This is a genomic window from Zoogloea sp. (genome assembly GCF_044344315.1).
GTDB lineage: Bacteria > Pseudomonadota > Gammaproteobacteria > Burkholderiales > Rhodocyclaceae > Zoogloea.
Genome location: NZ_JBIJDC010000046.1, coordinates 25,381 through 31,380, shown reverse-complemented (window position 1 = coordinate 31,380; position 6,000 = coordinate 25,381). Strand labels below are relative to the sequence as shown.

7 protein-coding genes are annotated in these 6,000 nt (G+C 64.1%); 6 read left to right on the top strand and 1 reads right to left on the bottom strand.

From position 1 onward, the window contains the following. From aspS to nudB, 5 genes are all read left to right on the top strand, one after another. The coding region (gene aspS / locus ACIQ09_RS11735; RefSeq protein ID WP_398309645.1) for an aspartate--tRNA ligase at positions 1 to 1,153 on the top strand (1,153 nt) is incomplete at its 5' end. A gap of 127 nt (positions 1,154 to 1,280) precedes the next feature. Next, entirely contained in the window at positions 1,281 to 2,897 is a 1,617-nt protein-coding gene (locus tag ACIQ09_RS11730) for a tetratricopeptide repeat protein (RefSeq protein ID WP_398309642.1), read from the top strand. A 47-nt stretch (positions 2,898 to 2,944) separates the two neighbouring features. Continuing rightward, positions 2,945 to 3,322, top strand: a complete 378-nt coding sequence (locus tag ACIQ09_RS11725) for a ribonuclease domain-containing protein (protein ID WP_398309638.1) — start codon at positions 2,945 to 2,947, stop codon at positions 3,320 to 3,322. 2 nt (positions 3,323 to 3,324) lie between these two features. Next, a complete protein-coding gene (locus ACIQ09_RS11720) occupies positions 3,325 to 3,768 on the top strand; it encodes a barstar family protein (protein WP_398309635.1) in 444 nt (147 codons plus the stop codon). Beyond that, the gene (gene nudB, locus ACIQ09_RS11715; protein ID WP_398309632.1) at positions 3,765 to 4,220 is read left to right on the top strand and encodes a dihydroneopterin triphosphate diphosphatase; all 456 of its coding nucleotides are present in this window, start codon (positions 3,765 to 3,767) and stop codon (positions 4,218 to 4,220) included. The genes ACIQ09_RS11720 and nudB overlap by 4 nt, the downstream gene beginning before the upstream one ends. Here nudB and ACIQ09_RS11710 read toward each other — a convergent pair. Beyond that, positions 4,204 to 4,410, bottom strand: a complete 207-nt coding sequence (locus ACIQ09_RS11710) for a cysteine-rich CWC family protein (protein ID WP_398309628.1) — start codon at positions 4,408 to 4,410, stop codon at positions 4,204 to 4,206. The genes nudB and ACIQ09_RS11710 overlap by 17 nt on opposite strands. A 136-nt stretch (positions 4,411 to 4,546) precedes the next feature. Between ACIQ09_RS11710 and argB the strand changes: the two genes are divergently transcribed. Next, positions 4,547 to 5,446 carry an acetylglutamate kinase gene (argB, locus tag ACIQ09_RS11705; protein ID WP_398309625.1) on the top strand — a complete coding sequence of 300 codons (900 nt, stop codon included), beginning with the start codon at positions 4,547 to 4,549 and terminating at the stop codon, positions 5,444 to 5,446. Positions 5,447 to 6,000: the final 554 nt, after the last annotated feature.

Below are 6,000 nucleotides of genomic sequence, written 5' to 3'. Positions count from 1 at the left end.
CCAGATCGTCAAGTGCTTCCGCGACGAAGACCTGCGGGCCGACCGCCAGCCGGAATTCACCCAGGTGGATATCGAGACCTCCTTCCTGACCGAAGACCAGATCACGGCCCTGACGGAAGAGATGATCCGCAGCATCTTCAAGGAAGTGCTGTCGGTTGACCTGCCCAACCCCTTCCCGCGCATGACCTACGCAGAGGCCATGGACCGCTTCGGCTCCGACAAGCCCGACCTGCGCGTCACCCTTGAGCTGACCGATGTCACCGATGCGGTCAAGGACGTGGCTTTCAAGGTCTTCAGCGGCCCTGCCACTTCCGGTGGCCGCGTCGCAGCCATGCGCGTGCCGGGCGGCGCCACCCTGTCCCGCGGCGAGATCGACGAGTACACCAAGTTCGTCGGCATCTATGGTGCCCGCGGCCTGGCTTACATCAAGGTCAACGACGTCACCCAGGTGAACGAAACCGGCCTGCAGTCGCCCATCGTCAAGAACCTCAACGAAGCCGCCCTCTCCGCCATCCTCGAGCGCACTGGCGCCCAGTCCGGCGACCTGATTTTCTTCGGCGCCGACAAGACCAAGGTGGTCAATGATGCCCTGGGCGCCCTGCGCATCAAGCTCGGCCACGAGAAAGGCTTCGTCAACGGCAAGGCCTGGGAGCCCCTGTGGGTCGTCGATTTCCCGATGTACGACGAGGAAGACAAGCGTTGGACGGCCTGTCACCACCCCTTCACCAGCCCCAAGGATGATCACCTGGAGCTGCTCACCACGGACCCGGGCAAGTGCCTCGCCAAGGCCTATGACCTGGCCCTCAACGGCTGGGAAATCGGCGGTGGCTCGGTACGTATCCACCGCGCTGAAGTGCAGGAGAAGGTCTTCACGGCCCTCAACATCGGCCCCGACGAACAAAAGGCCAAGTTCGGCTTCCTGCTGGATGCCCTGCGCTATGGCGCACCGCCCCATGGTGGCCTGGCCTTCGGTCTCGACCGCATCGTCACCATGATGACCGGCGCCGAGTCGATCCGTGATGTGATCGCTTTCCCCAAGACCCAGCGCGCCCAGTGCCTGCTCACCGACGCCCCGTCGCCGGTGGATGAAAAGCAGCTCCGCGAGCTGCACATCCGCCTGCGTCAGAAGGCAACGGAAACCCCGGCCGGCTAATCTGTTGAGCTAGGTCGAAAAGGGCGAACGGTCGAGCCGTTCGCCCTTTTTCTTTTGGCGCACCCTCAAGATTGCAGCCGCCGCGCCGTTTGGGTGACTGTTCCCGTGCACTCTCGTCCCGCTACCCGTGATTGATCTCGGCACCATCTCAGCCCTCATCGTCGAAGCCAATCCGTCCATGCGGACGCAACTTCGCAACATGCTCAACACGAGCGGGATCAGCAAGGTCCAGTTCGCGGTGACCGCCGGGGTCGCGGTCCGCAAGCTGCGCGACAACCGCTTTGACCTGATCCTCTGCGAATACCATATCGGCGACGGACAGGACGGCCAGCACCTCCTCGAAGACCTGCGTCACAACAGCATCATTCCGCTGGCAACCTTGTTCATCATGGTCACCGGCGAGCGCAAGTACGAGCGGGTGGTGAGCGCCGCCGAACTGGCCCCCAACGACTACATCCTCAAACCCTTCGCCGCCGACACCCTGCACGACCGCATCGTGCGCGCCCTGGACAAGCGCGAAGCCTTCCTGCCCATCTACCGCCTGATCGAGCTGGGCAACGTTCCGGACGCCATTTCTACATGTACCAAAGCCCAGGAGGCCAACCCCCAGTGGGCTACCGATTTCATGCGTCTGCGTGCCGAGCTCCACATTGCCAGCGGCAATGCCGACGAAGCCCTGCACCTGTACGAGAAGATCCTGGAGAGCCGCAGCATTCCATGGGCGCGGCTGGGGTTGGCAAAAGCCCTGTTCATGCAGAAGCGCTATGCCGAGGCGGAGGACACACTGCAGAGCCTGGTCAACGAGAACGAGCTCTTTGTAGACGCCTATGACTGGCTGTCGCGCACCCGCGAAGCCGCCGGCGAACTCGAGTCGGCACGCACGATCCTGGTCAACGCAGCCATCCTGTCGCCCCATCGGGTCGGGCGCCTGCGCCGCCTGGGCGAGCTTTCCATCGAAACCGGCGATCACGAAGGGGCCGAAAAGGTCCTCTCCGAGGTGGTGCGCAAAGGCAAGTACTCCGACTTCCGCGACCCGGAAGACCATGTCCGCCTGCTCCAGGCCCAACTCGGGCGGGGCGACACGGCCCAGGCCGAGGCGACCATCCGCGATCTCGAACGCTCCATGGCCGGCCTCGCCAAGACCCGTTCCTGCACCAATTTGTCGAGTGCCCTGCTGCACGTCAAGAAGGGCGACACGGAGAAGGCCGGCGAGGCCATCAAGGCCCTGTTCTCCGATCAGGACAGCGCCCAGCCCCTGTCCCTCAAGCTCAAAAGCGAACTCGCCCGCGCCTGCTTCGCCACCAATCTCGACAACCATGGGGCCGAGGTCATCCTCGACATCATGCGCAACGCGCCCGACGCGCGCACCCTGGCCAGCACCCAGTCTCTGCTCAAGGAAGCCGGCAAGGCCGAACTGGGCGAACAACTGGCCAGGCAGATGGACTCCGAGGTCAAGGATCTCGTCGCCGAAGGTGCCCGCAAGGCCCAGGGCGGCGACTATGAAGGGGCCGTGCAGTTCATGCTCAGCGCCGTCCGCAAGATGCCTGGCAACGTGCATGTGCTGTTCAACGCCACCCTGGCCCTGCTCAAGTACATCGAGAACTGTGGCTGGAACGACCGTTTTGCCTCCCAGGCCCGTGACCTGATGGAGCGGGCCCGCAAGCAGGACCCGGGCAACGCCCGGCTGCCGGCCCTGACCGCTTTCTACTACACCCTGCTCAAGAAGTACGGGATTCAGCCCTGAGAGGTGGGCTGCTAAACTGGCAGGCCTTGCCTCCACCCTGCGCCGCCATGTCCCTCCGCTTGCTGCGTCTCGCCTTTCTGCTGCTCCTGCTCTGTGCGGGGGGCGTTCAGGCGCGCGACTTCCTTGACTGGTACCGCACTGAGACCCCCACCGTTGCCGCTTCCGCGCTCCCCCCGGAGGCCCGCGAGACCCTTGCCCTGATCCGTCAGGGCGGCCCCTTTCCCTATCGGCGCGACGGCATCACCTTCCAGAACCGGGAAGGCCGCCTGCCCGACGCCCAGCGTGGCCATTACCGGGAATACACCGTGACCACCCCTGGCTCCCGTGACCGGGGCGCCCGACGCATCGTCAGCGCTGGGCGCCCACCCACGGTGTTTTACTATTCTGATGATCACTACCGCAGCTTCCGGCGGATCCAGGACTGATCATGAACGTCCCCCAGTTCCATATCCTGCTGTCCCGAGCCGAAAAGGCCGGGCCTTATCGCATGCCCTTTGCCTCAGACCTTGCCCTCGAAGAAGCCGCCGAAAGCCTCGACTACCCCCTCTACCGGGTTAACCTCGCCCAGGTCACCAACAAGGAAGCCTTTCTGGACGCTGTCGGCAAGGCCCTGAACTTCCCCGACTGGTATGGTCACAACTGGGATGCTCTGGCCGACTGCCTCACCGATCTGTCGTGGATGGCTGCCGATGGTTACGTGATCATTCTTGAACACAGCGATGGCTTCGCCGAAGCAGCCCCCACCGATTTCGCCATGGCCCTGTCGGTCTTCCAGGACGCCGCCGACACCTGGCGTGAAGAGGGCACCCCCTTCTGGACCCTGGTGGGCACCGCCGACGACAGCACCGACTGGCTGCAGGACATGGAATGAGTGAGGGCGCAAAGCAACCGATATCGGTGCTCGTCGTCATCCACACCCCCGGGCTCGACGTCCTGGTGATGGAACGGGCTGGCGGCACCGGCCTGTGGCAATCCGTCACCGGCAGCCGGGAGGGCGACGAAGTACCTGTCGCCACCGCCCTGCGCGAAGTCGCCGAAGAAACCGGGATCATCGCGACAGGCGACGATCTCATCGACTGGCGACTCAGCAACCGCTTCCTGATCCTGCCCCGATGGCGCCAACGCTACGCCCCGGGGGTTACCCACAACACCGAGCATCTCTTCAGCCTGTGCCTGCCAGCGCCCGTAGCGCCTTCGCTGGCGCCCGACGAGCACACTGCAGCCTGCTGGCTCCCCTGGCAGGAAGCCGCTGAACGGGTTTTCTCATGGACCAACCGGGACGCCATCCGGCTGCTGGCCCGCCGCTTCAGCCCGGCGGCATAGATTTCGCCTCTATCCTCTGCCTGAGGCAGGCCGGGCAATAGCACCGGCCCACATGGGCCTCCGGCACCGCCAGCACCGGCGGCAGGCTCGCACACCAGCACTCCGCCAGTCCGGCTTCCATCCCGCAGGTGAATGCCGCACCGCAGGCCGGACAGATATTGCGTGCCGGTTCGTCCTTCTGTTGCTCCATGGCCATGCCTCCTTTGATGGTGTCGGAGTGTATTACGGCCAGACAAACAGCCTGAAACGTGTTCGCGCTTTTGGTTTGCATGCCCGGTCATTACAATCGCGCCTACACCTCAAACCCTTCTGCGCGACAGCCCACTATGAGCGACCCGATCAACACCGCCAATCTCTCTCCGGCCCAAAAGGCCGCCATCATCGCCGAGGCCCTGCCCTACATCCGGCGCTTCCAGGACAAGACCCTGGTCATCAAGTACGGCGGCAACGCCATGACCGACCCGCACCTGAAGGAGTGCTTCGCCCGTGATGTGGTGCTGCTCAAGCTGGTCGGCTTCAACCCGGTGGTGGTGCACGGCGGCGGTCCGCAGATCGAAACCATGCTCACCCGCGTCGGCAAGAAGGGCGAGTTCATCCAGGGCATGCGCGTCACCGATGCCGAGACCATGGAGCTGGTCGAGATGGTGCTTGGCGGCCAGGTGAACAAGGAGATCGTCAGCCTGATCAATCAGGCCGGCGGCAAGGCCGTGGGCCTGACCGGCAAGGACTCTGGCTTCATCCGTGCCACGAAACTGAAGATGGAGAACAAGGATGTGCCGGGCGACCTGATCGACATCGGTCAGGTGGGCGACATCACCCAGATCGACCCGAGCCTGATCTCCTTCCTCGACAAGGGTGACTTCATCCCGGTCATCGCGCCGATCGGAGTCGGCGAGCACGGCGAAAGCTACAACATCAACGCCGACGTGGTCGCCGGCAAGCTGGCCGAGATCCTGAAGGCCGAAAAGCTGGTGCTGCTGACGAACACCCCTGGCGTCCTCGACAAGTCCGGCAAGCTCCTCACGGGCCTCACCCCACGCCAGATCGATGATCTGGTCGCCGACGGCACCCTGTCCGGCGGCATGCTGCCCAAGATCGGCTCCGCACTCGACGCGGCCCGCAATGGGGTCAAGAGCGTACACATCATCGACGGCCGCGTTGAACACTGCCTGCTGCTGGAAATCCTCACTGACCACGGCGTCGGTACGATGATCAAGAGCAAGTAAGCCTCACCCCGGCAGATTCATATCAACGGCATTGACCGTGCATGCATCTGCCTCCGCGCGGCTTGGCGCCAGGTCAGTAAAGCGCTGACCCCGCGCTGAAATTTCGGTATCGCCATCGCGCCTCAAGCCCCCTTCACGGGGGCTTTCCTTTGGACTGCCGGCATCGCTCCAACCGATGCCGCAGCACCCTCACCGTCGCATGTTTCGCTTGGGCAAGTGCCGTTGGCCTCATTCCCGCCCCCGCAGACACGGCCAATTTGCAAACTATTGCCACACCCCAAGGTGCAGGGCATCAAGTGACAACTCGATCACGCGTTCAAGAGGCGGCATGGGGCACTCTCCAGCCAAGTTTCATAGCCTTGGTCGCTCCCGCGCCTGTACACACATGACCTCCCCCCGCCTTGCAATTCCCTTCGCCTTCTTGATCAGCGTCCTTTTCACCGGCTGTGGTGGCGGTGGTGGCGGCGGACTTTTTCCCGGGGGGGGGGGGGGGGGGGGGGGGCGGCCCCCCCCCCACCACATCCCCCGCGACCGAAGCCCCCGCCACGCCCGCG